This is a genomic window from Pseudomonas sp. S37 (genome assembly GCF_016658545.1).
Classification (GTDB): domain Bacteria; phylum Pseudomonadota; class Gammaproteobacteria; order Pseudomonadales; family Pseudomonadaceae; genus Aquipseudomonas.
Map to the genome: position 1 here is coordinate 1 of NZ_JACVZC010000241.1, position 430 is coordinate 430.

The 430-nt window shown below is 63.0% G+C and carries 1 pseudogene; it reads left to right on the top strand.

What is annotated here, in order from left to right:
* A pseudogene (locus IAE39_RS29495) lies at positions 1-430 on the top strand (acetolactate synthase large subunit); the annotation flags it as partial.

The window sequence follows — 430 nt, forward strand, 5'->3', positions numbered from 1 at the left end:
TGCCGTGCACCTGGAACTGCCAGAAGACATCGCCGCCGAGCAGACCGACGCCCTGCCGATCCCGCGCAGCCTGCACCGTCGCCCGCTGGCCGAGCACGTGGCCATCCAGGCAGCCGTTGAAAAACTGCAAAAGGCCCGCAATCCGATCCTGGTGATCGGCGCCGGCGCCAACCGCAAGATGACCGCCAAGGTCCTCAAGCAGCTGATCGACAAGACCGGCATTCCATTCATCACTACGCAAATGGGTAAAGGCGTGGTCGACGAGCGCCACCCGCGCTTCTTGGGTAACGCTGCCCTGTCGTCCGGTGACTTCGTGCACCGCGCCGTCGAAGCAGCCGACCTGATCGTCAACATCGGCCACGACGTAATCGAGAAGCCACCGTTCTTCATGGTCCGTGGCGGCACCGAAGTCATCCACATCAACTTCCGC